At 71.7% G+C, this 24255-nt stretch carries 21 protein-coding genes; 14 read left to right on the top strand and 7 right to left on the bottom strand.

Annotated features, from left to right (window positions below):
• Positions 1-83 precede the first annotated feature (83 nt).
• Complete coding sequence (locus ACFYL4_RS19480) at positions 84-1007, top strand: ornithine carbamoyltransferase (RefSeq protein ID WP_387519732.1); 924 nt, start codon at positions 84-86, stop codon at positions 1005-1007.
• A gap of 4 nt (positions 1008-1011) precedes the next feature.
• Here the strand turns inward: ACFYL4_RS19480 and ACFYL4_RS19475 are convergent, their stop codons facing one another.
• Both ACFYL4_RS19475 and ACFYL4_RS19470 read right to left on the bottom strand, forming a co-directional pair.
• A complete protein-coding gene (locus ACFYL4_RS19475) occupies positions 1012-2244 on the bottom strand; it encodes a methyltransferase domain-containing protein (RefSeq protein ID WP_387519730.1) in 1233 nt (410 codons plus the stop codon).
• Positions 2245-2365: 121 nt separating this feature from the next.
• On the bottom strand, positions 2366-3658 hold the full coding sequence (locus tag ACFYL4_RS19470; RefSeq protein WP_387519728.1) for an activator-dependent family glycosyltransferase: 1293 nt from the start codon (positions 3656-3658) through the stop codon (positions 2366-2368).
• Between the two features lie 284 nt (positions 3659-3942).
• Here ACFYL4_RS19470 and rfbA point away from each other — a divergent pair, with 284 nt between their 5' ends.
• The 10 genes from rfbA to ACFYL4_RS19420 all read left to right on the top strand — a co-directional run bounded on the left by rfbA (position 3943) and on the right by ACFYL4_RS19420 (position 14392).
• Positions 3943-4824, top strand: a complete 882-nt coding sequence (gene rfbA / locus ACFYL4_RS19465; RefSeq protein ID WP_387519726.1) for a glucose-1-phosphate thymidylyltransferase RfbA — start codon at positions 3943-3945, stop codon at positions 4822-4824.
• 9 nt (positions 4825-4833) lie between these two features.
• Positions 4834-5820, top strand: a complete 987-nt coding sequence (rfbB, locus tag ACFYL4_RS19460) for a dTDP-glucose 4,6-dehydratase (protein WP_387519724.1) — start codon at positions 4834-4836, stop codon at positions 5818-5820.
• Positions 5821-5874: 54 nt separating this feature from the next.
• Entirely contained in the window at positions 5875-6129 is a 255-nt protein-coding gene (locus ACFYL4_RS19455; protein ID WP_357768185.1) for a hypothetical protein, read from the top strand.
• Between the two features lie 54 nt (positions 6130-6183).
• Positions 6184-6939, top strand: coding sequence for an NAD-dependent epimerase/dehydratase family protein (locus tag ACFYL4_RS19450; RefSeq protein WP_387519722.1), 756 nt, complete (start codon positions 6184-6186; stop codon positions 6937-6939).
• Between the two features lie 112 nt (positions 6940-7051).
• A complete protein-coding gene (rfbH, locus tag ACFYL4_RS19445) occupies positions 7052-8353 on the top strand; it encodes a lipopolysaccharide biosynthesis protein RfbH (RefSeq protein WP_357768191.1) in 1302 nt (433 codons plus the stop codon).
• The gene (locus tag ACFYL4_RS19440; protein WP_387519720.1) at positions 8350-9135 is read left to right on the top strand and encodes a class I SAM-dependent DNA methyltransferase; all 786 of its coding nucleotides are present in this window, start codon (positions 8350-8352) and stop codon (positions 9133-9135) included. The genes rfbH and ACFYL4_RS19440 overlap by 4 nt, the downstream gene beginning before the upstream one ends.
• 22 nt (positions 9136-9157) lie before the next feature.
• Positions 9158-10297, top strand: coding sequence for a DegT/DnrJ/EryC1/StrS family aminotransferase (locus ACFYL4_RS19435; RefSeq protein WP_387519718.1), 1140 nt, complete (start codon positions 9158-9160; stop codon positions 10295-10297).
• Complete coding sequence (locus ACFYL4_RS19430; protein WP_387519716.1) at positions 10294-11595, top strand: activator-dependent family glycosyltransferase; 1302 nt, start codon at positions 10294-10296, stop codon at positions 11593-11595. Before ACFYL4_RS19435 ends, ACFYL4_RS19430 begins: the two co-directional genes overlap by 4 nt.
• A gap of 68 nt (positions 11596-11663) precedes the next feature.
• Positions 11664-12425: an ABC transporter ATP-binding protein gene (locus tag ACFYL4_RS19425; RefSeq protein WP_357768204.1), complete on the top strand. Its 762-nt coding sequence runs from the start codon at positions 11664-11666 to the stop codon at positions 12423-12425.
• Complete coding sequence (locus tag ACFYL4_RS19420) at positions 12425-14392, top strand: hypothetical protein (RefSeq protein WP_387519714.1); 1968 nt, start codon at positions 12425-12427, stop codon at positions 14390-14392. Before ACFYL4_RS19425 ends, ACFYL4_RS19420 begins: the two co-directional genes overlap by 1 nt.
• Positions 14393-14414: 22 nt before the next feature.
• Here ACFYL4_RS19420 and ACFYL4_RS19415 read toward each other — a convergent pair whose 3' ends face one another.
• The 5 genes from ACFYL4_RS19415 to ACFYL4_RS19395 are packed head-to-tail and all read right to left on the bottom strand — an operon-like array spanning position 14415 to position 19316.
• The gene (locus tag ACFYL4_RS19415; protein WP_387519713.1) at positions 14415-15392 is read right to left on the bottom strand and encodes an NAD-dependent epimerase/dehydratase family protein; all 978 of its coding nucleotides are present in this window, start codon (positions 15390-15392) and stop codon (positions 14415-14417) included.
• Positions 15393-15394: 2 nt separating this feature from the next.
• On the bottom strand, positions 15395-16003 hold the full coding sequence (locus ACFYL4_RS19410) for a dTDP-4-dehydrorhamnose 3,5-epimerase family protein (protein ID WP_387519711.1): 609 nt from the start codon (positions 16001-16003) through the stop codon (positions 15395-15397).
• 25 nt (positions 16004-16028) lie between these two features.
• Entirely contained in the window at positions 16029-17450 is a 1422-nt protein-coding gene (locus tag ACFYL4_RS19405; RefSeq protein WP_387519709.1) for an NDP-hexose 2,3-dehydratase family protein, read from the bottom strand.
• A gap of 28 nt (positions 17451-17478) precedes the next feature.
• Entirely contained in the window at positions 17479-18588 is a 1110-nt protein-coding gene (locus ACFYL4_RS19400) for a DegT/DnrJ/EryC1/StrS family aminotransferase (RefSeq protein WP_357769242.1), read from the bottom strand.
• A gap of 56 nt (positions 18589-18644) precedes the next feature.
• Positions 18645-19316 (bottom strand): LmbU family transcriptional regulator, encoded by a 672-nt coding sequence (locus ACFYL4_RS19395; protein ID WP_387519707.1) that lies wholly within the window; start codon positions 19314-19316, stop codon positions 18645-18647.
• Positions 19317-19681: 365 nt separating this feature from the next.
• On the opposite strand from ACFYL4_RS19395, the gene ACFYL4_RS19390 reads away from it, so the two are divergent.
• From ACFYL4_RS19390 to ACFYL4_RS19380, 3 genes are all read left to right on the top strand, one after another.
• Positions 19682-20791 carry a long-chain fatty acid--CoA ligase gene (locus tag ACFYL4_RS19390; RefSeq protein WP_357769238.1) on the top strand — a complete coding sequence of 370 codons (1110 nt, stop codon included), beginning with the start codon at positions 19682-19684 and terminating at the stop codon, positions 20789-20791.
• On the top strand, positions 20788-22302 hold the full coding sequence (hutH, locus tag ACFYL4_RS19385) for a histidine ammonia-lyase (protein ID WP_387519705.1): 1515 nt from the start codon (positions 20788-20790) through the stop codon (positions 22300-22302). The genes ACFYL4_RS19390 and hutH overlap by 4 nt, the downstream gene beginning before the upstream one ends.
• 64 nt (positions 22303-22366) lie before the next feature.
• Positions 22367-24250, top strand: coding sequence for an ABC transporter ATP-binding protein (locus tag ACFYL4_RS19380; RefSeq protein ID WP_387519703.1), 1884 nt, complete (start codon positions 22367-22369; stop codon positions 24248-24250).
• Positions 24251-24255: the final 5 nt, after the last annotated feature.

Genomic DNA, 24255 nt, shown 5'->3' with positions numbered 1-24255 from the left:
CGGACCGCCCGCCGGGGGCACCGCCCCCGGCGCCGATCCCGGCCGGGGCGGTCCCCGGCCCCGTCACGACCCTGGAGCCCCCCGTGCCCGAGATCCGCCACCTGCTGTCCCTGAACGACCTCTCCGTGTCCGAGATCGAGGCGATCGCCCGCCGTGGTGTGAGCGTGTCCCGAGACCCCGGTGTCTGCGGCAGGCCCCTGTCCGACCGGATCGTGGGCGTCTACTTCAGGGCGACCTCCACCCGTACCCGGACGTCCTTCACCACGGCGGCGATGCGTCTGGGGGCGCAGGTCGTCTCCTACGGCCCCGCCGACCTCCAGCTCAACACCGGGGAGACCGTGGAGGACACCGCCCGGGTGCTCTCCGGGATGCTCGACGGGCTGGTGGCGCGTACCGTGGGCCCCTTCCACGAGCTGCGGGCGCTCGCGGACCAGCCGCGCATGGCGGTGGTCAACGCGATGAACAGCGACGAGCACCCCACCCAGGCCCTCGCGGACCTCACCACCCTGCTGTCGCGTTTCGGGGGGTTGGAGGGGCTCAGCCTGCTCTACGCGGGCGAGGGCAACAACACCGCGGTCGCCCTGGCCCGCGCTCTGCCGCTGTTCCGGGGCGTGCGGCTGGAGCTGCGCACCCCGCCCGGCCACGGCCTGGACCCGGTGGTGCTGGCCGAGTCCCTGGCCCTGGCGGAGCGCCACGGGTCCACCGTCGTGGAGCGCCACGACATGGAGGAGCTCCCGGGGCACGTGGACGCCGTCTACACCACCCGCTGGCAGACCACCGGAACGACCAAGGCCGACCCGACCTGGCGGGACCTGTTCGTCCCGTTCACGGTCGACTCGGCTCTGATGGACCGGTGGCCCGAGGCGCTGTTCCTGCACGACCTGCCCGCCCACCGGGGGGACGAGGTGACCGCCCGTGTCCTCGACGGACCTTCGAGCATCGCCTTCGAGCAGGCCCAGAACAAGTTCAACAGCGCCGTCGCGGTCCTGGAGTGGTGCCTGTCCTGACGGTTCAGTCGGAGGTCACCCGCACCTCGGGCACGTAGGTGATCCACCTGCCGCCCGAGGCGCGGAACCCCTCCTCCTTGCCGCGGATCTCCTCCGCGTGGTTCCAGGCGAAGAGCAGCGCGTAGTCGGGGTAGGGGTCCTGGAACCGTTCGGCGGGGACGACCGGGATGTGCGAGCCGGGGGTGAGACGGCCCTGCTTGGCGGGGGTGGTGTCCACGACCGCCTCCACGAGGTCGGGGCCGATGCCGCTGTAGTTGAGGATGGTGGCGCTCTTGGCGGTGGCGCCGTAGGCGACCACCCGCCTGCCCTGGTCGCGCAGGTCGGTCAGGAGCGCGGTCAGGTCGTCGCTGATCCGCTGGACCCGGGCGCCGAACCCGCGCAGGGTCTCCAGGTCGGTGAGCCCGGCCTCCACCTCCTCGGCCAGCAGAGCGGCGACGGCCGCCGAGGGGGTGAGGGCCCCGGCCAGGGCCAGCGTGTACCGGACCTCTCCGCCGTGCACCGGGAGGCGCTCGACGTCGACCAGCTCCAGGCCGTGCAGGGCGGCCATGGCCCGGACCGAGTGGGCGCCGAAGAAGTAGAAGTGCTCGTCGTAGATCTGGTCGAAGGAGGTCTTGGCCATGATGTCGCCGAGGTAGGGGTCCTCGAAGACGAAGACGCCCTTGGGGGCGAGCAGGTCGCGGACGCCGCGCAGGATGGAGCCCATGTAGGGGATGTGGCAGAGGGTGTTGGCGGCGAAGACCACGTCGGCGGGGCCGTGCTCGGCGCGGACCGACGCGGCCACGTCCTCCTCGAAGAAGTCCTTGCGCACCAGCACGCCCTTGCCCGCCGCGAGGTCGGCGACCCCGCCGGAGGGTTCCACCCCGAGGTGGCGCACGCCCGCCTTGGCGACAGTCTCCAGCATCACGCCGTCGTTGCAGCCCAGCTCGACCACGAAGGGGTCGTCCCGGTTGTCCTCCCGGTCGACGAAGCGCTGGGCGACCGCCTCCCAGTGGGCCTTCATGAGGACCGAGCCGGAGGAGAGGTAGGGGTAGTCCTCGTTGAACATGCGTTCGCGGGGGACCTCCTCCACCAGCTGGACCATGCGGCAGTCGGAGCAGAGGCCGACGGCGAGGCGGAAGAAGAACTCGTCCTTCTCCTCTCCTGGCTTGACAAAGGCGTTCGACAGTGGCTGTCGGCCGAAGTCGAAGAACTCCTCTACGGTTCCTTCACAGATTCGGCAGGACGTGGTGTCGGCCATTTCTCAGCAGCTTTCTTTCGGGGGGTTCCTGTTTCCGGTCGCCCGGTCTCCGGGGGTGTCCCTTCGGTTGTGGGGCCCCCGAACAGGGAAATTATGCGCCGTGGAATGTCCGGTCAAGGGTTCACCGGAAAACGGGTCCGGTCGCGGGGTTCGTCGTGGAGCCACGCAGGGCGCGCACGGCCGATTCGATCCGGGGAACGATCTCGTGGGGGCCGGGGAGCCCGGCGGCCTCCCGCCGCAGGGCGCCGGCCCGTTCGCGGTACGAGGGGTCGGCCAGGACACGGGCCACGGCGTCGCGCACCCGGGGTCCGTCGGCCTCGTCGCTGGGCACGTGGACGCCCGCGCCCTGGGCGGCGACGCGGGGGCCGATGGCCCGCGCGTCGAACTGCTGGGGGACGAGCACCTGGGGCACCCCCTCCGCCAGCGCGGTGAAGACCGAACCGAAGCCCGCGTGGTGCACCACCGCCGAGCAGGTCGGGAGCAGGGCCTGGAGCGGGACGAAGGTCTCCAGGCGGACGTTGTCGGGTACGGTCCCGATCCGTTCGCGCTCCTGGTCGGAGACGGTGGCGACGATCTCCGCGTCCAGTTCGGCGAGGGAGCGCACCAGGTCCTCGACGTCCACGGACCTGCCGTAGGAGCGCCCGGTGGCGCTGGTGCCCAGGGTCAGGCAGACGCGGGGGCGCCGGGGGCGCTCCCACAGCCAGGGCGGGACCACCGCGGGACCGTTGTGGGGCACGTAGCGCATGCCCATGTAGTCGAGGTCGGCGCGGAGCCGGAGCGGGGCGGGCAGCTGGTCGATGGTGAAGTGCCCGTGGGTCATGACCTCGTCGAACCCGAGGCCGTGCGCCTCGGCGTGCCCGGCGATCCACGCGGCGAGCGGGTCGCGGCGCTCGGCCTCGGGCTGTTCGTCCCACCGCTTGAGGAACCTCTGCCTGACCTTGCCGTAGACATCGATTCCCCAGGTCAGGCGGGCGTGGACCGCTCCGACGGCGGTGGCGGCGACGGGGGCGGCGAAGGTGCGGGGGTCCCACAGCACGAGGTCGGGGCGCCACGCGCGGCAGGCGGCGACCAGGTCGTCCACCATCGGGTCGTTGACGATCGAGAACCACCAGGGGACGAGCTTGTCGTAGCCGTCGCGCAGGTACTCCCAGCTGACCTCCTCCTCGGGCAGCACGGCCGTGTCCAGGGGCACCACGGGGTTGCCGCGGGCCACCCCGAACATGCCGAGGACGCGCCAGAGGCTGTGGTCGCGGCCGACGGGGACGGAGGTCAGGCCGGTCCCGGTGACGGTGTCGGTGAGTTCCGGCTGGCTGGCGACCCGCACCTCGTGGCCCGCGTTGCGCAGGGCCCAGGCCAGCGGGGCCATGCTGTGGAAAGCCGTTTTCTCCGCGTAGAGGGCGACGAGAATTCGCATATCCGCTCCTTGGGGGATTTCGGGGCCCGCCGGGGGCACCTGATTTCCGGTGCCGTGCGGGGTTTTTATGGCTGTCCCGCTGGCGAGACATTATCTGGGGTATTGTCTGCTTTGCTCCCTCACTGTAGACATGTGTGGGACGGGGGCTCAATGCCCTTGCAATTGGCCGGGCGGGCGGTAGTCCAATGTTCGCTCCCCGTGACCGACCCCGATTCCTCTTCTCCGTAACAGCGTGCCGCGCGCACGCTGTTTTATGTCCCCCGAAGGGACGGTTGGGTGATCGAATGAAAGGAATTGTTCTCGCCGGAGGCGGGGGGAGCAGGCTCCACCCCCTGACGCTGGCGACGTCGAAACAGCTGCTGCCGGTCTACGACAAGCCGATGATCTACTACCCGTTGTCCGTGCTCATGCAGGCGGGCATCACCGAGATCCTCGTCATCTCGACCCCCGAGGCGCTGCCCGCCATGCGCTCCCTGCTGGGCGACGGGTCGCGGCTGGGGATCTCGCTGTCCTACGCCGAGCAGCCCGAACCCCGGGGCATCGCCGACGCCTTCCTGGTCGGCGAGGACTTCATCGCGGGGGACCCCGTGGCCCTGATCCTGGGCGACAACATCTTCCACGGCCCGTTCCTGCCCAGCGCCCTGGCCGAGGCCAGGAACAACGAGAAGGGCTGCACGCTCTTCGGCTACCGGGTGCCCGACCCCGAGCGCTTCGCCGTCGCCGAGCGCGACGCCGACGGCCGACTGGTCTCCCTCGTGGAGAAGCCGGAGCACCCGGAGTCGGACATCGCCGTCACCGGCCTGTACTTCTACGACGCCGACGTCGTCGACACCGCCAAGCGCATCCGCCCCTCGGCGCGGGGCGAGCTGGAGGTCACCGACGTCAACCGCATCTACCTGGAGGAGAAGGAGGTCGACCTCATCGTGTTGGGCCGGGGCTGCTCCTGGCTCGACGCGGGCACCACCGAGTCGCTCAACGAGGCGATCCAGTACGTCCGGGCGCTGGAGTCCAAGCAGCGCCTGCACATCTCCTGCCTGGAGGAGATCGCCCTCGAACAGGGGTGGATCACCGCCGAGCAGTGTTACGAGCTCGGCAGCCGGATGCGCAACTCCGAGTACGGCAAGTACGTCATGAGCGTCTCCGGGCTGGCCGGACAGAGCATCTAAGGAGAGACCATGCGAGTCCTGGTGACCGGCGGCGCCGGGTTCATCGGATCGAACTTCGTCCGCAGAGCCCTGACCGGGGCCTATCCCTTCTTCGAGGGGGCGCCGGTGCGCGTTCTGGACGCGCTCACCTACGCGGGCAACCTCGACAACCTGGCCACGGTCGCCGACCGTCCGGAGCTGACCTTCGTCCGGGGGGACATCCGGGACGCGGACACCGTCCGCGAGGCCATGGAGGGAGTCACGCACGTCCTCCACTTCGCGGCGGAGTCGCACGTCGACCGTTCGATCGCGGACGGCGGCGACTTCGTCACCACCAACGTGGTCGGTACCCACACCCTCCTGGACGCCGCCGTGGCGGCAGGGGTCGAGCGCTTCGTCCTGGTGTCCACCGACGAGGTGTACGGTTCCGTCCCCACCGGGTCCAGCGTGGAGTCCGACCCCCTGCTGCCCAACTCCCCGTACTCGGCGTCCAAGGCGTCGGCGGAGCTCATGGCCCGCGCCTTCCACCAGACCCACGGGCTTCCGGTGGTGGTGGCCCGGGCGACCAACACCTACGGGCCGTACCAGTTCCCGGAGAAGCTCATCCCGCTCTTCGTCACCAACCTCTCCGACGGGGTCCAGGTGCCGCTGTACGGGGACGGCCGCAACGTCCGCAACTGGATTCACGTCGACGACCACTGCCTGGGCCTGTCCCTGGTCGCCGAGCGGGGGGAGCCGGGGCGGACCTACAACATCGGCGGCGAGGACGAGTGCAGCAACCTCCAGATCACGGAGCTGCTGCTGGAGCTGACCGGCAACGACTGGTCGGCGGTCACCCACGTCGAGGACCGCAAGGGGCACGACCGCCGCTACTCGGTGGACAGCTCCCGCCTGCGGGACGAGCTCGGCTACGCACCGAGGGTGGGCTTCCGCGAGGGGCTCGACCGCACCGTGCGCTGGTACGAGGAGAACCGCGGCTGGTGGGAGCCGCTGAAGAAGTCCGTCGACGCGCGGTAGCCCCTCGGGGCCCGCTCGGCAGTCACATCACACCAACGAACGAAGGGGGCCTCCGTGGCCGTCAAGGAAGACGTCGAGAAGAACATCGTGAGCATCCTCGGGGAGCTCTACCCCGACCGGGAGGACATCTCCATCGACCTGCGGATGGAGGACCTGGACTCCTTCGGGATCGTCCAGCTCCTGCTCGCCCTGGAGGAGGTCTACGACGTCGCGGTGCTGGAGGGGATGAGCACCTTCCAGGGGGAGACCCTGGCCGAGTTCCGCGACTTCTTCCTCACCGTCCACGACCCCGAGAGCGCCCCCGCCTAGGGTGCGTCCGCGTTCCCACCCACTGGCAACCGGCTCACTTTCGGGACTCAACTGATGGAAATCGTGGGAAGGGGCTTCCTCGCTCGGAGCCTTCGGCCGATCAGTCACCTCCACCCGGACGCCGTGGTGGTGCTGGCCGCGGGGGTCTCCTGGGCGAGCGGGGTTTCGGAGGCGGACTTCACCCGGGAGCGGGACCTCCTGGACTCGGTCGCCGCCCGGTGCGCGGCGGAGGGCAGGCATCTCCTGTTCTTCTCCACCGCGTCGAGCGGCATGTACGGCCGGGTCCGGGGGCCCGCCCGGGAGGACGACGACGTCACCCCCTGTAGCCCGTACGGCACGCACAAACTCGCACTGGAGGAGCGGTTGCGCTCCTCGGGGGCGGCGCACCTCATCCTGCGCCTGAGCCACCTGGTGGGTCCGGGCCAGCCCGCGCACCAGCTGGTGCCCTCCCTCGTCGACCAGATGGGCCGCGGGTCGGTCACCGTCCAGCGCAGTGCCTCCAGGGACCTGGTGGACGTCGACGACGTGGTGCGCGTCATCGACCGCCTGCTGGCCCAGGGGTTGACGGGGACGACGGTCAACGTCGCCTCGGGGGAGTCGGTCCCGGTCGACCGGATCGTCGACCACCTCCAGGACCGTCTGGGGCTGTCCGTCGTGCGGGAGTACGCGGACGGCGGCTCGTGCCACCAGGTGAACGTGGACCGGCTCCGCGCGCTGGTGCCCGAGGTGGAGGACATGGGGTTCTCCCCCGACTACTACCGCCGGGTGCTGGACAGGTTCGTCTCCAGTGTCGGGCTGATCAGCGGATGAGGACCGGCGGACCCGAGGACGGGCCTCCGCGGGGCCGGGACCACCGGCCCCGCGGAGCGTACGGGGAGAGGGCGAGCACACACGTACAGACCAGAGAGGCGGGCAGGGGAGCATGAGCGACCTGAGGGAACGGATCATCGAGGACGTCAGGGCCTACCACCGGGAGCAGGCCCCCCGAGGCGAGTTCGTCCCGGGCGAGACGGAGATCTGGCCCTCCGGGGCCGTCCTCGACGAGGAGGACCGGGCCGCGCTGGTGGCGGCCGCGCTCGACCTGAGGATCGCGGGCGGCGCCCTGACCCGCAGGTTCGAGTCGCGTTTCGCCAAGCACAGTGACCGGCGCAAGGCCCACCTGACCAACTCGGGGTCCTCCGCCAACCTCTTGGCGATCACCGCTCTGACGTCGCACACCCTGGAGGAGCCCCTGCGCCCCGGTGACGAGGTCATCACGGTCGCCACGGGGTTCCCCACGACGCTGAACCCGATCATCCAGAACGGGCTCGTGCCGGTCTTCGTGGACGTCGACCTGGCCACCTACAACACGACCGCCGAGCGGGTGCGCGCCGCGATCGGACCCCGCACCAGGGCTGTCATGATGGCCCACACCCTGGGCAACCCGTTCCCCGCCCGGGAGATCGCGGAGCTCGCACAGGAGCACGGCCTCTACCTGGTGGAGGACAACTGCGACGCGGTGGGCTCCACCTACGAGGGGCGGCTGACCGGGACCTTCGGCGACCTGAGCACGGTCAGCTTCTACCCCGCGCACCACCTGGCCATGGGCGAGGGCGGCTGCGTGCTGACCTCGAACCTGCGCCTGGCCCGTGTCGTGGAGTCGCTGCGCGACTGGGGCCGCGACTGCTGGTGCGAGCCGGGGGAGAACAACCGCTGCCTCAAGCGCTTCCAGTACCAGCTCGGGACGCTCCCGCAGGGCTACGACCACAAGTACATCTTCTCCCACGTGGGCTACAACCTGAAGGCCACCGACCTCCAGGCGGCGCTGGGCCTGTCCCAGCTGCGCAAGATCGACGACTTCTGTGCGGCCCGCCGCGCGGCCTGGCGCCGGCTGCGCGAGGGCCTGGACGGGGTCCCGCACCTGATCCTCCCCGAGGCCACCCCCGGCAGTGACCCCAGCTGGTTCGGGTTCGCCATCACCGTCGACACCGACGCGCCCTTCGGGCGTCCCGAGTTCGTCGCCCACCTGGAGGCGCGCGGGATCGGCACACGGCAGCTCTTCGCGGGCAACCTCACCCGCCACCCGGCCTACGCCGACCAGCGGTACCGCGTGGTCGGCGGGCTGGAGAACAGCGACGTCATCACCATGCAGACCCTGTGGGTGGGCGTCTACCCGGGTCTGTCCGACGTGATGCTCGACTACGTCATCTCCTCGATCACCGAATTCGTGAAGGACCGCTCATGACCGTGACCCAGCCCCCCACCTCCGCCCCCACCACCCCCGTCTCCGGAACGACCGAGCCGGGCCGGACCGAGTACAGCGGCGACCACGCCGAGGTGTACGACGTCCTCCAGCGCGCCCGGGGACGCGGCCGCGTCTCCGAGGCCGACCAGATCACCGAGGTCATCCGCCGCTTCAACCCGTCGGCCCGGTCCGTGCTCGACGTCGCCTGCGGCACCGGCACCCACATCGTCGGCCTGCGCGGGGAGTTCGACGACGTCGAGGGCCTGGAGCTGTCGGAGCCGATGCGGGCCCGCGCCATGGCGAAGTCCCCGGACGCCGTGATCCACGCGGGCGACATGTTCGACTTCGCCCTGGGGCGGACCTACGACGCCATCACCTGCCTGTGCTTCGTGCTCGGGTACTCCCGTTCCCTCAAGGAGCTGGAGGCCCTCCTCTCCAACGTGGTGGCACACCTGGCCCCCGGCGGGGTGTTCGTGGCCGAGCCCTGGTGGTTCCTGGAGAACGCCGTCGACATCCCGGTCGCGGGGGCCCTGGCGGAGGAGCCGGAGCGGGTGATCAGCCGCCTGTCGTCCATTCGGCGGGATGGGCACACCATCCGGCTGGAGCTGCGCTACACGATCGCCGAGCCCTCGGGTATCCGCGAGTTCACCGAGGTGGAGGAGATGCACCTGTACAGCAAGGAGGAGCACTTCGCCGCGTTCCGGCGCGCCGGGCTGGAGGTGCGGCACCTGGAGGGTCCGCCGAACGGCCGCGGGCTGCTCGTCGGAACCCTGCCCCGCTGATCACCCAAGGAAGGAGCCGAGCATGATCCACCTCTTCCAGCCGCAGGTCGGCGACGAGGAGATCGCGGCGGTCAGAGAGGTCGTCGACGACCGGTGGCTGGGCCTCGGTCCCCGGACCCGGGCCCTGGAGGCGGCCTTCGCCGAGTACGTGGGGGTCGATCCGGCCAACACGGTCTTCCTCAACTCGGGGACCGCCGGACTGTTCCTCGCTCTGGAGTCGCTCGACCTGGGACCGGGCGACGAGGTCGTCCTGCCCACGCTCAGCTTCGTGGCGGCCGCCAACGCCGTGATGGCGACCGGCGCCAGGCCGGTCTTTTGCGACGTGGACCCGTACACCCTCAACCCCACGGCCGCCGACGTCGGCAAGGCGCTGGGGGAGGCGACCCGGGCCGTGGTCGTCCTGCACTACGGCGGGCATCCGGGCGAGATCCGCGAGATCGCCGACCTGTGCCGGGACCGGGGTGTGGCGCTGCTGGAGGACGCGGCCTGCTCGGTCGCCTCCTCCGTGGACGGCCGCCGGGCCGGCTCCTTCGGGGACCTCGCGATGTGGAGCTTCGACGCGATGAAGGTGATGGTCACCGGGGACGGGGGGATGGTCCACGCCCGCGACCCCGATCGGGCGGCGCGCATCCGCCGCCTGGCCTACCACGGGTTGGCCCACCCCTCGGGTCTGGGCCACGCGCGGCACGCGGACCGCTGGTGGGAACCGCAGGTGGAGGAGGTGGGGCGCCGCTACGTCGGCAACGACCTCACCGCCGCCATCGGGTTGGTCCAGCTGCGCCGCCTGCCCGAACTGATCCGTCGGCGGGCGGAGGTCGTCGCGCTCTACGACCGGGAACTGGCCGGGGTCGAGGGGCTGCGCCTGCCGCCCGCCCCCGAGCCGGGGCACGAGTCCTCGCACTACTTCTACTGGGTGCAGACCCGGAACCGGGACGGCTTGGCCAAGTACCTGTTGGAGAACGACGTGTACACGACGTTCCGGTACGCGCCCCTGCACGGGGTGGAACTGTACGGGGCGGGCGGGGACTTCCCGGCGGCCGAGCGGGCCGCGGCCTCGACGCTCTGCCTGCCGCTGCACCCGGGCCTGTCCGACGACGACGTGCGCACGGTCGCGCGGCTGGTCCGGGACTTCGTCGCGGCCGGGCACGGGGGGTCCCGATGAGAGTCCTGTTCACGGTGCTCGCCGAGCGGAGCATGTTCGAGTCGATGGTGCCGCTGGCCTGGGCGCTGCGCACGGCCGGGCACGACGTCCGTGTGGCGGCGCACCCGGAGCTGTCCGACCACGTGACCGCCGCCGGGCTCACCTCGGTGCCGGTCGGGCGGGACCACTTCCTGTGGAAGCTGGTCCGTCGCAGCAAACGGCTCCGGGACGACATCCGCGAGGACCAGTTCCCGCCCTTCGACCAGGGCGACACGCCCGTGGCCGAGCTGGACCCGGACCGGCTCCAGGCCGGGTTCGACAACATCGTCCCCTGGATGTTCCGTCCGGTGAACGAGGCCCTGGTGGACGACCTGGTGGGGTTCTGCCGCGACTGGCGGCCGGACCTGGTGCTGTGGGAGCCCCGCACGTTCGCGGGCGCGATCGCGGGGGAGGCCGTCGGCGCGCTCCAGGGTCGGATGCTGTGGGGGGTGGACTACTTCGCCCGGCTGCGTCAGCACTATCTCCGGGCGCGGGCGGAACGGGGCGGTGCGGCGGGGCCGGACGCGCTCGCCGACTGGCTGACCGGTCTGGGCGCCCGTTACGGTGTCGGGTTCTCCGAGGACCTCACCCGGGGGCGGTTCACGGTGGACCAGTTCCCGCCCTCCATGGCGACCGACACCGACGTCGACTACCTGCGGATGCGCTACGTGCCCTACAACGGGCGCTCGGTGGTGCCGCGGTGGTTGTGGGAGCGGCCGGAGCGCCGCCGGGTCTGCCTGACCCTCGGTCTCAGCGCGATGGGTCGGGATTACGGGTACTCGGTCTCCATCGGTGACCTGCTGCGATCCCTTTCCGGACTGGACGCCGAGATCGTCGCGACCGTGCCGGAATCCGAACAGTCCGGGCTCGGCGAACTGCCGTCGAATGTGCGGGTGGAATCCTTCGTTCCTTTGCACGCGTTGATTCCGACATGCTCCGCCGTCGTCCACCACGGGGGTTTCGGTTCGACTAATACTCCGCTGGCGGCGGGGGTTCCGCAGTTGGTGATAGCCCAGCAGTTCGATTCTCCGGCCAAGGCCAGGATGCTTTCCGAAGGCGGCTCCGGCCTGGGGATTCCCATCGCCGAGGCGACCCCGGAGACAGTTCGGGACGGGGTGCGGCGCCTGCTGGACGAGCCCGCCTTCGCGGAGAAGTCCGCGTTCCTGCGGGACGAGGTCCGGGCGCTGCCCGGGCCCAATGAAATCGTCAAGGAAATAGAGGCCCTGGTCGATCGTAACACAACGGAACGCGGTCGAACGGGATACGTCAATCACGTATGACATGATCGTGGTGGTTGTCGCGTAGATTCACGGAGAAAGCAGAGAGCACGATCAGTAGAGGGTGGGAAATGGCCAGCGAACAACCGGCCTTCGAGTTGTACGAACTCAATAAGAGGTTCGGAGATAAACAGGCGGTCGACAATGTGAGTCTCTCCGTGCCGAGCGGGTCCTTCTACGGACTCGTCGGCCCGAACGGCGCGGGCAAGACCACTTCGCTGACCATGGCCGTCGGGCTGCTGCGCCCCGACAGCGGCGGCGCCCGGGTCTTCGGGGCCGACGTGTGGTCGGACCCGATCCGGGCCAAGTCGATGATCGGCGTCCTGCCCGACGGCATGGCCATGCCCGAGCGCCTCACCGGCCGCGAGATGCTGAGCTACCTGGGCCGCCTGCGCGGGCTGTCCGAGCGCGAGGTCGGCGAACGGGTGGACGACCTGCTCAACGGCCTGGGCCTGGCCGAGGCCGAGAACACCCTCATCATCGAGTACTCCGCGGGGATGCGGAAGAAGATCGGCCTGGCGGGCGCCCTCGTGCACGCCCCGCGCCTGCTGGTGCTGGACGAGCCGTTCGAGGCCGTCGACCCGATCTCCGCGAGCGTCATCAAGGGCATCCTGCGCTCCTTCACGGACGGCGGCGGCTCGGTCATCGTCTCCAGCCACGTCATGGCCCTGGTCGAGCAGATCTGCGACCACGTCGGCGTCATCGCGCGCGGCCGGGTCCTGGCCGAGGGGCCGCTGGAGAAGGTGCGCGGAGACCACCCGGGGCTGGAGGAGGCCTTCGTCGAGCTGGTGGGCGCTCCCGACCCGGTCAGGGGGTTCGCGTGGTTGGCGTGATGATCCAGATGAAGCTGTCGATCCTGCGGCACGGGTCCGGTACCCGCCGCACGGTCGGCGGCGTCATCGGCCTGGTCATGGCGATCCTCACCGTGCTCGTCTCGGTCCTGGCGCCCCTGCCCGCGGTCACCGGCCTGCTCTCCGCCCTGATGGCGGTCTGGTTCGTCGGCTGGGTGATGGGGCCCGCCGGAGTGGGCGGCGGCGACCAGTCGCTGCGCCCGGAGTACTTCGCCCTGGAGCCGGTGCCGCTGCGCAAGGTCACCCTGGGCCTGCTGGCGTCGTCGTTCGTGGGCGTCACGGTTCCGGTCACGCTGGTGGCGTCCCTGTCGCTGTTCACCCTGGCCATCCGGTTCGGCGTGCTCGCCGCGCTGGTGGCCCTGGTCGCGATCCCGGTCCAGGTGGTGTTCTTCGTCCTGGCCTCCCGGGTGGTCACGGCACTGTCCGGGGCGGCGCTGCGCACCCGGATCGGGGTGGAGGTCACCGCGATCCAGAACGCCGCCGTGCTCGCGGCGGGCTTCTCGATCTACATGCTCTACCAGGCGGTGTCGCAGTACACCGACGTGTTCGACCTGCTCTGGAACCAGGGCGTGCCCGCCCCCTACGACACCGTGCTGCTCGCGGTGCCCTCGGGCTGGGGCGTGTTCGCGGTGTCGGCCGCGGGCCGGGGCGACGCGCTGTCGTCCCTGGGCGCGCTGGCGGCGCTGGTCGTCGTGTCCGCCGGTCTCCTGGCGGTCTGGACGGCGCTCATCCGCAAGCGGGTGACCAGCCCGACCACCACCCCCGCCCGCCACGGCCGCGGGCTGACCGGGCTGGTCCAGCGCTTCCTGCCCTCCGGCCCGGTCGCCGCGGTGGTCGGCCGGGAGCTGCGTACCTGGGGTCAGGACCCGAGGCGCGCCCTGGAACTGCGCACCGCCCTGTGGACGGGCGTGCTGATCTGCGCCCTCGGACTGCTGGTCGGGCTCACGTTCATGATCCCGCTGGCCGGGCTCATCACCATGGCCCTGGCCGCGCTGATGTCGCTCAACATGTACGCCCTGGACGGCACCGCGCTCTGGCAGACCATCCTCACGCCCAACGCCGAGCGGCACGACGTGCGCGGTCGGCAGATCGCGTGGTTGCTGGTGTTCGTGCCGATCGCCGCCCTGGTGTCGGTCGGCGGTGTCCTGTTCACCGGGCAGGACTGGGCGTGGCCGTGGGTGCTCGCGATCATGCCGGCCCTGATCGGCGGCGGTGCCGGGTTCAGCGTGCTGTTCGCGGTGGCCTGGCCGGCGCCCGGCCCCGAGCCGCACCGGCACGGGGGAAACCCGCTGGACTCGGGCGACGTGGTCGGCCAGTTCAACGTGATGTTCCCGGTGATGCTGCTGACGGCGGCGCCGCCCGCCGCCATCACCGCGGTCGGTTTCTTCCTGGAGCAGCCGGGCCTGATGTGGTCGGGTGTGGCCGTGGGCGTCCTGGAGGGCGTCCTGCTCGGCTGGGGTCTGGGCCGTGTCGCCTACCGGCGGCTGGAGGCCCGGGGTCCCGAGCTGCTCAACACCCTGCGCTGGGGCTGGGACGCCTCGGCGGGGACGGGCGCCGAGACCGGGGCCGACGACGCCCCGGGGGCCGAGGAGAAGGACGAGGAGTGGGCCCTGTTCGCCAGGGTCGGCCAGAACCTCGACACCATGTCCTCGGGGGCGGGCGCCCTGATGACGGTCCTGGGCCTCACCTTCTGGCTGCCCCTCTACCAGGGGGCGATGTCGCTGGTGGCGTTGGCGGTGGGGGTGACGGAGCGGTCGTGGCACCTCCCGTTGTACCTGCCCGACGCCTTGCGCCTGCCCGGCGCCCTGGGCATGCTCCTGCTGGGCGTGCTCATGGTGGGTGTGGTGGTCCGGCTGCTGTTCCGGGAGCCGAGGCCCCGGCGCGCGCGGGAGGACGGCGGCCCCGCCGAGCGCTCCGAGAGCGACGACGGGGCCGACACCCTGGTCTGACCCACGGCGGTCCCGCCGGGGGTCAGGCGGGGGCGGACTCCGGCCACAGTCCCAGGACGGTGTCCCGGAGCCCCTCCGTCAGCCCGATCCGGGGGGACCAGCCGCTGGCCCCGGCGAACGGGCCGGGGTCGGCCGGGGTGTGGGTCGCGTCGGCGGCGGAGGCGCCCTCCGGAGGCGGAACCCGGACCACGGGCACGGGTGGTCGCCCGGTGACCTCCGCGACCGTCCGGGAGACGCGGGAGAACAGCGCGTCCAGGCGTACCGGCCGCCCCGATCCGACCACCGGGCGAAGGCCGCGCAGGGCGGCGGGGCGCTCGCCCGCCGCCTCGAAGGCCCGGGCGGCGTCGGCGACGTGCAGGGGGTCGCGCGGTACCGATCCGTCTCCCCACACCGTCAGCGCCTCACCGGCCAGCGCCCGGCGGACCATGGCCGAGACCACCCCGTGGTCCCGCGTCGGAGGCGCCGCGGGCCCGTAGACGGTGGACAGCCGCAGGGTCACCGCCCGCAGCTCCCCCGCCGCCTCCGCCCGCGCGAGCAGCCCCTCGGCCCGGGACTTGTGCCGGTCGTAGGGGGTGGTCCCGGGGGCGCCGGGGTCCTCCGGCTGGGTCGAGGAGCCCGCGAGCACCACGGTCGGGAGGGGCCGGTCCGGGGTGCGGTCGGCCCGGCGCGCCAACGCCGCCGCCACGGAGCGCACCGTGCCCGTGTTGACCGCCTCGGCCACCGGGTCGTCCTCCCCCACCTGCCAGCTCCCGCCGGGCAGGCGGTGGCAGACCAGGTGGAACACCAGGTCGGCGCCGTCCACCGCGCGGGCCGCGAAGACCGGGTCGGTGAGGTCGCCGGTCAGCGCGCTCACCCGGGCGGCGCCGGACGGGGGTGTCGGCGGGACGCGGCGGGAGACCAGGCGCAGGTCGACCGCGTGCCGCGCGTACCGCGCGGCCACGGCCGACCCCACCAGGCCCGACGCGCCCAGGACGACCACGCGTCGGGTCGTGTCGCCCATGGTCAGCCCGCCCCGCGCAGCCGTGCCTCGACGTCGAGGCACTCCTCGAAGTCGGGCAGCAGCCCGTCCTCGCGGAGCCGCCGCAGGTCGGGAGCGGCGCGGTCCCGCTCGGAGAGCACCGGTTCCAGGCCCTCCGGAAGGGGCAGGTCCAGCTCGGGGTCGAGGACGTTCACCGCCTTCTCGTGGTCGGGCTCGTAGCCCCCGGAGAGCAGGTACGACATCACGGTGTCGTCGGTGAGGGACACGAACGCGTGCCCCATCCCGACGGGCAGGTACACCGCGCTCCGGTTGTGCTCGTCGAGCCGGACCGCCTCCCAGCGGCCGTAGGTGGGCGAACCCACCCGGACGTCCACCGCGATGTCCAACACCGCCCCTTGGGGGCAGTGCAGGTAGGTGGCCATCCCCGGGGGCGCCGTGGTGAAGTGCACGCCGCGCACCACCCCGGCCGAGGACCGGCTGTAGGCCAGCTGGGTGAGGGGCGGCAACGGCCGCCCGGTGGCCTCCTCGAAGTGTTCTCGCTGGTAGGGGGCGGTGAACAGCCCCCGGGAGTCGGGGAAGACCGTCGGTGTGAACAGGTGGGCGCCGTGTACGGACAGGGGCCTGCTTCTCATGGGGTTCCTCGGTTCCTCTCGGCCGTCACCAGAGGCCGTGCAGGGAGGCCAGCAGACTCCGGGCCTCCACGTTCAGGTAGTGGCCGTGGCGGACCAGTGCCATCAGCTGGTGGACGGTCAGCCAGCGCCACCCGGGGCCGGGGGTGTCGGTCAGGGCGTCGGAGGCCGCCACCACGCGGTAGCGGGTCTGGGCGTGGTGGAAGCGGCCGCCCTCTTCGGACAGCAGGGAGTCGAAGCGGACCCGGGAGGGGTCCTCGGTCAGGGCCTCGGCGAGGAGTCCCTCGGGTTCGGCCGGGACGGCGGCGTTCACGCCTCCGGGCCGCTGGACGGTGGGGGCCAGTTCCAGGCAGTCGCGCAGGCCGGGTTCGGGTCGCGCCTGCACCAGGACGTGCGCGACCCCGTCGAACGAGCGGACCAGGAAGACGGACAGTCCGTGCCCCCGGGGGGACAGCAGGGGCTGGGTCCAGCTGGTGACCTCGCGGTTGTGCGCCTCCACCCGCACCCCGATGATCCGGAAGTCGCGTTCGGCGTCGTCGTGCACGCGGTCGGGGGTGCGGCTCCACCCGGGTAGCGAGCGCAGCGGGACGTCGAGGGCGCGCCATCCGAGGCGGGTCCGCGCGTCGGCCAGCCAGCTGAGGGTTTCGGTCATGCCGTGCCGCGCGGTGCCGCCCTCGTCCGGGGCGGAGTAGGAGCGCAGCAGGGAGGCGGTGAAGCCGTCGGTGCCGTCCGTGACGGGGCCGGGCGCCAGGGTCACACTGCCCAGGACGGTTCGGGTGTCCATGTTCACCAGGTTGTCCCGGTGCAGCAGGGCGTACAGGTGGCGCAGCGTCACCCAGTGGAAGTCGGGGTGCTCGGGTACCGGGGCGTCGGTGACCACGACCATGTTCCGGTTGAACTTGCCGCGGAACCAGGCGCCCTGCTCGGACTGGAGGGAGTCGCTCAGCACCCGGGTCGGCCGGGTGCCGTCGAAGTACTCCAGGTACCGCACCCCGCCTCCCCGGTGCACCCGGGTGAAGTTGCTGCGAGTGGCCTGCACGGTGGGGGACAGCTGGAGGGTGTTGGCGTTGCCGGGTTCCATCTTGGCCTGCATGAGGCAGTGCGGGACCCCGTCGAACTCCTTGACCAGGATGCCCAGGACGCCGATCTCGGGCTGGTTGATGACCGGCTGGTGGTGGTCGTCGTGGGGGCCGCGCCGCACGCGCAGGCCCTGGACGGTGAAGAAGCCGCCGGAGGCGTGGCCCAGGTCTCCGGTCGCGGGGTCGAAGGACCAGTGATCGAGGTCGGCGAAGGGGACGGGGGTCACCCGGAACCCGCCTGCGGCCGAGCGCTCCTTCCACCACTGCTCGAAGGCGGCGTCGTGGGGGGAGCCGGTGCTCAGGGCGGAGCGGGTGAGCGGATCGGGGGATGCGGTGCGGGGTGTCGGCGGGACCGTGGGGGGATGGCTCATCGGTCGTTCCTTGCTTGGCTGGGGAGCGTCACAGGCGGGAGAGGACCTCGCGCAGGGCACCGATCACGTGGTCCTGGTCCCGGCGGGTGAGCGAGGGGTACATGGGAAGGGAGAAGATCTCCTTGGCCAGCGACTCCGTGACCGGGAGGCTGCCCTCGGGGACGCCCAGGTGGCGGAAGCCCGTCATGGTGTGCGCGGGCCAGGGGTAGCTCACGTTGAGCGCGACGCCGTGCTCGGCCATGGCCTTGATGACGCGGTCGCGCTCCGGGTGCCGGACCACGTACAGGTAGTAGACGTGGTCGTTGCCCGGGGCGGTGGCGGGCAGCACCAGGCCGGTGTCGGCCAGCCCCTCGGCGTACCGGTCGGCGACGGCCCGGCGGGCCGCCACGTACGCGTCCAACCGGGTCAGCTTCCGGTTGAGGATCGCGGCCTGCACCTCGTCCAGCCGGGTGTTGTAGCCCGGGGTGGACACGACGTGGTACTGCTCCTCCATTCCGTAGTAGCGCAGTCGGCGCAGCGCGTCGCGCACCTGCGCGGAGGGGGTCAGGGTGGCGCCGCCGTCGCCGTAGGCGCCGAGCACCTTGGTCGGGTAGAAGGAGAACGCGGCGGCGTCCCCCATGGAACCGGCGATGCGCCCGTGGTGGCGGGCGCCGTGCGCCTGGGCGCAGTCCTCCAGCACGGCGATCCCGTGCTCGCGGGCCAGGGCCAGCAGGGGCTCCATGTCCACGCACTGCCCGTACAGGTGAACGGGCAGCAGGCAGCGGGTCCGGGGGGTGATGGCGGCGGCCACCGCCGACACGTCCATCAGGTAGGTGTCGGGGTCGATGTCCACGAACACGGGGGTGGCGCCCACCGAGTCGACGGCCACGATGGTGGGCGCGGCCGTGTTGGAGACGGTGATCACCTCGTCACCGGGGCCGACCCCGAGGGCGCGCAGCCCCAGGACCAGCGCGTCGGTGCCGTTGCCGACCCCGGTGCAGTGGTCGATCCCGTGGTGGGCGGCGAAGGCCTCCTCGAATCCGGAGACCTGGTCGCCCAGGACGAGGCGGCCGGACCGGAAGACCGTGTCCACGGCCTCCAGGATCTCCTCGCGCTCGTTCTCGTACTCGTCGGTGTAGCCCCAGACGGCGATGGTCATGGTTGTTCTACCTCCAGGGGCGGTGCGGGACGGGGGCGGGGGGTCGGGGGGCGCGGTCACTCATCCTCGGCCTCTTCGGTGATGGCGCCGTCGGCGGCGTGGTCGAGGATGCCGACGATCCACTCGGCGAGGTCCTTGCTCTCGTTGCGCGCGGCCTGTTCCCAGCGGGCGCGCTGGGTGGTCTGGGCGTGCACCTGCACCTGGACCTGGACGCGCTGGTCACCCTTGGTCGCGCGTTCGATGCTCTGCGTGGCGCGGATGCGTCGGCGCAGCTCGTTGCGGGACCAGCGGAACTTGTCGGCGCGGTTGAGCCAGGTGTCCTGGTCCTCCTCGCCCATGCTGGCGACCTCGGCGTGGTGCTGGAAGCTCAGGGTGCTGCGCCGCCGGTTGACGGGGAACCGTCGGGCGACCCACGCGTAGTTGCGCAGGGTCTGGTAGCCCAGCGAGGTCTCGGCGACGGCGGTGCGGTAGCGGTCGGGGTACTGGCTCTGGCCGTAGACGAGCCAGTCGCCGAGCCACCAGCCGGAGGAGTCGGAGATGACGAAGATCTGCTGGCCGAGGTTGCGCCAGTCGTCCATCGGCATGCTCGGGGGCAGTGCCAGGGAGGTGCGCCGGGTCATGGCGCGGTTGTCCAGGGACATCTTCCCGGCTCCGTTCGCGGGCGGGCCCGTCTCGGAGGGGTGGCGGCGCAGTGCGGCCTCCGCCGTCTGCTGCTTGGTGGGTTCCACGGTGATCGTCTCTCCTCGTTCGCCGTCGACTCCGGGGTCCGTCCTCCAGCTCCCCGGTGTTCGTGGTTGGAACTTTAGGATCGGCCGTTATTCCGCTGCTTTCCCAGGGCTTTTCCGTGATGTTCGGGTGGGGTTCTGGTGTCACTTTTCTGATTCCCGGATCTCCTCTCCGTCCCGCTGGCGGGACGCTGCACACATGTCCTGAGCTGCTCTTTTGCTGGTGGGGGGCGAGTGGCATTCCCCTTTTCCGTTCGCTTTTCCCTGGGGCGTCGGTGGTCGGGTCTGGCTTTCCTGGTTTTGCTTGGTTATAAGTAGCGAATGACAGGAATCGAGGTGCTGCGGTGATCTGTGGTGAATGGGATTCGGTGGAATTGCTCCGAGCCGACCCGGGCTCGGAGGAGGTCTCCGACCGCCCGTGGCGGGCGGCCTGGTCGGCGGACGCCGAAGCCAACGCCGCACTGGTCGCGCGGCACCTGCCCGCGCACGTGGACCACCGGACCTCGGGCAGCGGCGGCGACCCCGTCACGTGGCGCCGCACCGCCGCGCAGCTGTGGGCGGAGGCCGGTCTGCTGGCCGACCTCCTGCGTCCCCACCGGCCCCAGGCGGTGCTGTCCTTCGCCCCTCCGCGCCACGTCTTCGGAACCCTGGCCACCCTGTTGGTCCCCGCCCGTCTCGGGGTGCCCGTCTGGTACCGGCCGCGCCTGACCGACGCCAACCCTCCCGGCGGTTCCCTGCGGTGGGCGGTGATGGCGATCCCCTGGACCTTCTCCCTGCTCAGGCCCCGGTCCGCTTGGCTGGGCGAGACCGCCGACCTCACCTTCCTGCACAGCACGGCCCGCCTGCCCGCGGCCGCCGCCGACCTGGTCGGCGCGCTCGGCCCGGACCGGGCGCGCGTCATCGAGGTGCTCGGGTCGACCGAGACCGGCGGAGTGGCCAGCCGCCGGTGGGAACCCGAACCGCCCCCCTGGCGCCTGCTCGACGACACGTCCTTCTCCTGGGAGGGGGACGACGGCCGCGAGCGGCGGCTGGAGGTCGCCAGCCCCCGGATGGCCGCGCGCCCGGGCCGGGACGCCCCCGACCGGTGGCGCATGGACGACCACGTCACCCGGACCGGCGAACGCGAGTTCGTCCTGACCGGGCGCCGGGAGCGCCTGGTCAAGGTCAACGGCAGGCGCGTCTGCCTCGACACGGTGGAGGAGCGCCTGCGCCCCGCCCTCGACTGCGCCGATCTGGGCGCCGTCCCCGTGACGCACGACACCATCGGCGAGCACTACGAGCTGTACGTGGTGCCCCGGCCCGGGCAGGACCTGACCCCGGCCGGGGTCGCCGCCGTCGCGGCGGAGCTGGGCCCCCGACCCCACCGGGTGCGTGTGGTGGAGCGCGTCGACCGCTCCCCCACCGGCAAGACCCTGCGCCGTCAGTCCGCCCCGCCCTCCAGCCCCTCCCATCCCCGACTCAGGAGCACACACCCGTGACCATCACCGTCGAACAGCCCCGGCTCGACACCCTCGACGCCATCATCAGCGGCACCGGCTGGGACTCCACCCTCCCCCGGTGCGGCCCCGAGGACCGTGAGCGCATGCTCCGCAGCGTGGAGGTCCTGCGCGGCGCGCTCGAATCCGACCAGGAGGTGTACGGCATCACGCGCGGCTTCGGTCCGCTGGTGCTCTACAGCGCGGACGACTCCCAGGAACTCCAGGGCAACGGGCTCATCTCCCACCTGGGCACCTCCCAGGGCGAACCGCTGTCCCCCGACGTCTGCCGCATGGTCGTGTGGCTGCGCCTCAACAGCATGAGGCAGGGCTACTCCGGTGTGTCCCCCGACTTCTGGGACCGCCTCGCCGACCTCTGGAACCGCGGCTTCACCCCCGCCATCCCGCAGGAGGGCACGGTCAGCGCCAGCGGCGACCTCCAGCCTTTGGCCTACGCCGCCCTGGCCCACACCGGGCGGGGCCAGGCGTGGCAGCGCGCCGAGGACGGCACGTTCACGCTGGTGCCCGCCGAGAAGGCCATCCGCGACCTGGGGGCCGAGCCCCTCGACTGGTCCGCTCGGGAGGCGCTGGCCTTCGTCAACGGCACCAGCGTGGGCCTGGCGGTGGCCGTCCACAACCACGCGGAGATCCGTCGGATCAACCGGTCCGTGGCCGGGCTGACCGCCCGTATCGCGGGGCTCTTCGGAGCCAACCCGCAGGCCTACCACTCCGGGTTCGGCGTGGTCCGCAACCAGGAGGGCCAGCTGCGGGTCGCCGAGTGGATTCGCCGGGCCCTGCCGGAGAACCACGAGTACGACCCGGAGCGCCCCCTCCAGGAGCCCTACAGCATCCGCTGCGTGCCCCAGATCCTGGGCGCGGTGGAGGACCAGCTGGACTTCATCGGCGAGATCCTGCGCCGGGAGGCCACCGGCTGCACCGACAACCCGATCTGCCACGAGGGGGAGGTGCTGCACGGCGGCAACTTCCACGCCATGCCGGTGGGGCTGGGCTCCGACCAGCTCGGCCTGTGCCTCCAGCAGGTCGCGTACCTGGCCGACCGCCAGCTCGCCCTGCTGTGCAACCCGTCCACCAACGGCGGGCTCAACCCGATGCTGACCCCGAGGCCGGGCAGCGGCAGCGGCCTGGCGGGGGTCCAGCTCAGCTCGACCTCCTTCGCCTCGAAGATCCGGCAGCTGGCCTACCCGTCCTCGCTGACCACACTGCCCACCAACGGCTGGAACCAGGACCACGTCCCCATGGCCCTCAACGGGGCCACCTCGGTGGCCGAGGCGGTCAAGCTCGCCTGGCTGATCGTGGGCTCCCTCGCGGTGGGCGTCGCCCAGTACGCCGCGCTCGGCGGCGGTGACACCGAGGGCGACCCGCTGTGGAAGGAACTGGAGCGGGTCTCCCCTCCGCTGGACCGGGACCGCCCGCTGGCCGAGGAGGTCCGGGCGGCCGCCGACGCGGTGCGCGGCGCGGCCGACAGCTGGCTGGTCGAGGACCAGTTCGCCTGATGCCCACATCGAGGGGGACCCGGCCGGTACCCGGCCGGGTCCCCCGCCTACGGAGGAGAGACCGGTGACACCGAACGACGAACAGACGAACGAGAGGGCGGCGATCCTCAGCACGTCCGCCTGGCGGGACATGCTCTCGTACCTGCGCCCCCAGCGGGGCCTGCTGCTGCTGGGCGGCCTCCTCGCCCTGCTGGGCAGCATGGCGGGCGTGGTCCAGCCCCTGGCCGCGCAGATGGTCGTGGACGGACTCGGCTCGGGGGAGACCGTGACCCGTGCGCTGGTCGTCCTGACCGGGATGGTGGTCCTCGCGGCGGTCCTCAACACCATCGGGTACTACATCCTGCAACGCATCGCGGAGTCGGTGGTGCTGGACTCCCGGCGCAGGCTGCTCGGCCGTCTGATGCGGCTCCGGCTCACCGAGACCGCCCGCTACCAGCCCGGCGACCTGATGTCGCGGGTCACCACCGACACGAGCCTGCTGCGCACCGTCGTCAGCCAGGCCCTCGTGGAGACGGTCACCGGCGCCGTGGTCGTCGTGGTCATCCTCGTGATGATGGCCTTCCTCGACCCGGTCATGCTCGGTGTCACCTTCGGGGTGCTCGTCGTGGCCGCCCTGTGCATCGGCCTCATCGTGCCGCACATCCAGACCGCCACGGACCGGGTCCAGCGCGAGGTGGGCGACCTGAACTCGTCCCTGGAGCGCGTGCTCGGCACCTTCCGGACCGTGAAGGCGGCCGGTGCGGAGCGGGAGGAACTGCGGGCCTCGGAGGGTTCCGCGGAGCGCGCCTGGCGTCACGGTGTGCGGGTCGGAGCCCTGGAGGCGGTCAACGGCACCACCGTGGGGGTCGCGATCCAGGCAGCCTTCCTCGTGGTGCTCGGGGTGGGCGGTGCCCGGGTGGCCACCGGGGAGATCGAGATCGGTGTGCTCATCGCGTTCCTGCTGTACCTGTTCTACCTGGTCTCCCCGATGGGGTCGCTGGTCAGCGCGGCCGCGAACTTCAACGTCGGCGCCGCGGCCCTCAAGCGCATCCGCGAGGTGCTCGCCCTGGAACCCGAGCGCTGCGAGGCCGAGCCCGGCTCGGCGCTGGCCACACCGGAGGGAGCCGACCCCGAGCCGCTCGGGGTGTCCTTCGACGGGGTGGTCTTCCGCTACGCGCCCGACGCGCCGACCGTGCACCACGGTGTCGGCTTCGAGGTTCCCGAAGGCGGTCTGACCGCGTTCGTGGGACCCTCCGGCGCGGGCAAGTCCACGGTCTTCTCCCTGTTGGAGCGGTTCTACGAGCCGGAGGAGGGCACCATCCGCGTGGGCGGGCGCGAGATCTCGGAGTGGCCCCTGGCGGACCTGCGGTCCGTCATCGGCTACGTGGAGCAGGACGCCCCGGTACTGGCCGGGACGCTGCGCGAGAACCTCACCCTGGGGGCCCGGGGCGCCAGCGAGGAGAGCGTCCGCGACATCGTCGCGCGCACCCGCCTGGACGCCCTGGTCGAACGGCTCCCCGACGGCCTCGACACCGTGGTGGGTCACCGGGGCAACACCCTGTCGGGGGGCGAGCGCCAGCGCGTGGCCATCGCCCGTGCCCTGCTGCGGCGCCCCCGCATCCTGCTGCTGGACGAGGCGACCTCCCAGCTGGACGCCGCCAACGAGCTGGCCGTCCGGGAGATCGTCGAGGAGCTGCGCCGGGAGATCACGGTGCTGGTGGTCGCCCACCGGCTGTCCACGGTCACCATGGCCGACCGCATCGTGGTCATGGAGGCGGGGCGGGTCCGCGCCACGGGTTCGCACCAGGAGCTGGTGGCCGGGGACTCCCTCTACCGCGACCTGGCCGCGACCCAGTTCCTGGTGTCCGACCGGGACGTCGAGGGCGGGGACGTCGAGGGCGGCGGCACGGGGACGCATCCGCTGGTCGCCGTCGGCGCCGCGGCCGACGGCGACCGCCCGGCCCCGTGACCCGT

The sequence above is a fragment of the Nocardiopsis sp. NPDC006938 genome (genome assembly GCF_042869555.1).
Taxonomy (GTDB): Bacteria; Actinomycetota; Actinomycetes; order Streptosporangiales; family Streptosporangiaceae; genus Nocardiopsis.
This window is presented reverse-complemented; position numbering and strand designations above follow the sequence as displayed.

Bases quoted from the DNA above. Each gene is read 5' to 3' on its own strand.
- ACFYL4_RS19475 (WP_387519730.1), bottom strand. From the start codon at position 2,244: ATGGCCGACACCACGTCCTGCCGAATCTGTGAAGGAACCGTAGAGGAG.
- ACFYL4_RS19470 (WP_387519728.1), bottom strand. From the start codon at position 3,658: ATGCGAATTCTCGTCGCCCTCTACGCGGAGAAAACGGCTTTCCACAGC.
- rfbA (WP_387519726.1), top strand. From the start codon at position 3,943: ATGAAAGGAATTGTTCTCGCCGGAGGCGGGGGGAGCAGGCTCCACCCC.
- rfbB (WP_387519724.1), top strand. From the start codon at position 4,834: ATGCGAGTCCTGGTGACCGGCGGCGCCGGGTTCATCGGATCGAACTTC.
- ACFYL4_RS19450 (WP_387519722.1), top strand. From the start codon at position 6,184: ATGGAAATCGTGGGAAGGGGCTTCCTCGCTCGGAGCCTTCGGCCGATC.
- rfbH (WP_357768191.1), top strand. From the start codon at position 7,052: ATGAGCGACCTGAGGGAACGGATCATCGAGGACGTCAGGGCCTACCAC.
- ACFYL4_RS19440 (WP_387519720.1), top strand. From the start codon at position 8,350: ATGACCGTGACCCAGCCCCCCACCTCCGCCCCCACCACCCCCGTCTCC.
- ACFYL4_RS19435 (WP_387519718.1), top strand. From the start codon at position 9,158: ATGATCCACCTCTTCCAGCCGCAGGTCGGCGACGAGGAGATCGCGGCG.
- ACFYL4_RS19430 (WP_387519716.1), top strand. From the start codon at position 10,294: ATGAGAGTCCTGTTCACGGTGCTCGCCGAGCGGAGCATGTTCGAGTCG.
- ACFYL4_RS19425 (WP_357768204.1), top strand. From the start codon at position 11,664: ATGGCCAGCGAACAACCGGCCTTCGAGTTGTACGAACTCAATAAGAGG.
- ACFYL4_RS19420 (WP_387519714.1), top strand. From the start codon at position 12,425: ATGATCCAGATGAAGCTGTCGATCCTGCGGCACGGGTCCGGTACCCGC.
- ACFYL4_RS19415 (WP_387519713.1), bottom strand. From the start codon at position 15,392: ATGGGCGACACGACCCGACGCGTGGTCGTCCTGGGCGCGTCGGGCCTG.
- ACFYL4_RS19410 (WP_387519711.1), bottom strand. From the start codon at position 16,003: ATGAGAAGCAGGCCCCTGTCCGTACACGGCGCCCACCTGTTCACACCG.
- ACFYL4_RS19405 (WP_387519709.1), bottom strand. From the start codon at position 17,450: ATGAGCCATCCCCCCACGGTCCCGCCGACACCCCGCACCGCATCCCCC.
- ACFYL4_RS19400 (WP_357769242.1), bottom strand. From the start codon at position 18,588: ATGACCATCGCCGTCTGGGGCTACACCGACGAGTACGAGAACGAGCGC.